General features: G+C 62.7%; 1 protein-coding gene and 2 pseudogenes. 2 read left to right on the plus strand and 1 reads right to left on the minus strand.

Annotated elements, in window-relative coordinates; translation table 11 throughout:
- Positions 1–534: pseudogene (locus EN742_RS32565) on the plus strand (hypothetical protein); the annotation flags it as partial.
- A 610-nt stretch (positions 535–1,144) separates the two neighbouring features.
- On the plus strand, positions 1,145–1,603 hold the full coding sequence (locus EN742_RS32570) for a hypothetical protein (RefSeq protein WP_128333753.1): 459 nt from the start codon (positions 1,145–1,147) through the stop codon (positions 1,601–1,603).
- A gap of 268 nt (positions 1,604–1,871) precedes the next feature.
- Here EN742_RS32570 and EN742_RS32575 read toward each other — a convergent pair.
- A pseudogene (locus EN742_RS32575) lies at positions 1,872–2,182 on the minus strand (cell division protein FtsH); the annotation flags it as partial.

The following is a 2,182-nucleotide window of genomic DNA, read 5'->3' on the forward strand; positions in this document are numbered from 1 at the left end:
AAGGAATGCAGCGCCAAGTACCAGGCCGCCAAGGCCGCCGGCACGTTGAACGGCGTCAAGTGGAACGACTTCCGCAAGGCCGAATGCGGCCCCGGCGCAACCGCCGCGGCGGAACCCGCCAAGGCAACGACCAAGGCCGCCGCCGCTGAAGGAGGCAAGGGCCTCAGCATGGCCGATTGCAGCGCCAAGTACCAGGTGGCCAAGACCGGCAACAAGCTCAACGGCATGAAGTGGAACGACTTCCGCAAGGCAGAGTGCGGCGCCGCCGCGGACGACGACGACACGGTGCCGGCTCCGACGGAGGCGACCTACACCAGCGAACCCGAGAAGCCGTCCGTTGCCGCTCCCAAGGGCGTGAAGTTCCCGACGGCGATCTCCAAGAAGTTTGCCAGCGAGACCCCGGCCAAGGGCCGCATGCACACCTGCCTCGAGCTGTACTATGCCAACAAGGACGCCAACACGCTGAACGGCCTCAAGTGGATTCAGAAGGGCGGCGGCTTCTACAGCCTGTGCAACGCCAAGCTGAAGAGCTGATTTCGCTTCGTTTACGGTTGACGAAGGCCCGCGAACCGTAAAGTTCGCGGGCCTTTTTCTTTGTTGGGCGTGTTTGAGCGAGTACGCCGCATCTGATTTGCGAGTTGGCCAGCGGATATTTCTGAGGCGTTTTTGCTGCCCCTCACCTGCCTGCCGGCTTCCTCTCCGGGGAGAGGGGCGCTCTCATCGCCGATTTCGCCAATCGCGAACGTTGCAGGAAAAGCGCCGGGGCCGCGGCCGGCCACCTTCTCCCGTCACTATACGGGGAGAAGTGCCCGGCAGGGCGATGAGGGGCAGCGCCGGCTTTTGAAAAGAGAGCGGGTCAAAAGCAAAAACGTCACGGACCAGCCGCTGCGTTTTTGGTAGGTGTTCGCTTATCATCACCCCTGCAGCTGGGCTCCATGCCGCCTTCCGGCTCCGGGCCCTTCTTGCCGCGGCCGCCGGCGCCGGCCTTGCTCGCATCTGCATCTCTCTGGAGCGATCGGTATCGTCAACCGCCACACTTCCCACCGCCAGGCTTTATAGTAGCTCGCAAAAATTCTGATTGAACATATGCAGAACAAACAGTATACAAAAAGACATCGATCTCGTTAGCAACCCGGAGGGTCTTATGTCTAGTTTGAAATCGGCCGTATTGGCTGTGACGGCATTGGTTGCGTGGGGCGTCGCCCCTGCAAGCGCACTGACGATGAAGGAATGCGGAGAGACCTATCGCGCAGCCAAGGAAGGCGGCACTCTGAACGGCATGGACTGGGCCGCTTTCCGCAAGGAGAAATGTGCGATGCCCGTTGCCGAGAGTGTCAGCACGGATACGGTCAAAACCGAGCCGCAGCCGAAAAAGGAAACCAGCGCGGCGGTCGCGCCCCCCGTAGCGCCGGCGGGCGTGACATTCCCGACCACGCTGGCCGCCGAGTTCAAGACCGAAAAGCCCGCGAAGGCGCGGATGAAGACCTGCCTGCAGGGGTACCACGGCAACAAGGAGGCAGGTACGTTGAACGGCCTTCGTTGGATCCAGAAGGGCGGCGGCTATTACAGCCTGTGCAATGCGCGGCTGAAAGCTGAATCATAAAAATCGGATACGGCGGATAAGGCGATTCCCACGCGCCAAGCCGTCATCCTCGGGCCTGTCCCGAGGATCTGCTGTCGGGCGACGGGAGCTGGAAACCGCCAACCCGGTTGCGTTGGCAGGTCCTCGGGACAGGCCCGAGGATGGCGCTTCAACGCACATCCGGCGCGTCTCCTGATTTACAACGCGTCGCGTGAAGCCGTCGGATAGGTCAAACCAAAGATTAGAGCGCTTCTGCGTTCCCTGAAACGGTGAAGCGCTCTGATCTCGACTAGCCCTGCGGCTGCGGCTCCATGCCGCCTTCGGGCTCCGGGCCCTTCTTGCGGCGGCCGCCGGTGCCGGCCTTCGGCACGGCCGAGCCACGGCTGGGCGGCGTGTCGTCGCCGAGGTCGCGCGCCGGCTTGTGGCCGGCGATCAGCTGCTTGATCTCCTCGCCGGTCAGCGTCTCGTATTCGAGCAGGCCTTGCGCCAGCGCGATCCATTCCTTCTTCTTCTTGGTCAGGATCGCCTTGGCCGTCGAATAGGCGTCGTCGATCAGCCGGCGCACCTCGGCATCGATGATCTGCGCCGTCTCTTCCGAGA

The organism is Mesorhizobium sp. M4A.F.Ca.ET.020.02.1.1, assembly GCF_004022645.1.
In the GTDB taxonomy this organism is placed as follows: domain Bacteria; phylum Pseudomonadota; class Alphaproteobacteria; order Rhizobiales; family Rhizobiaceae; genus Mesorhizobium.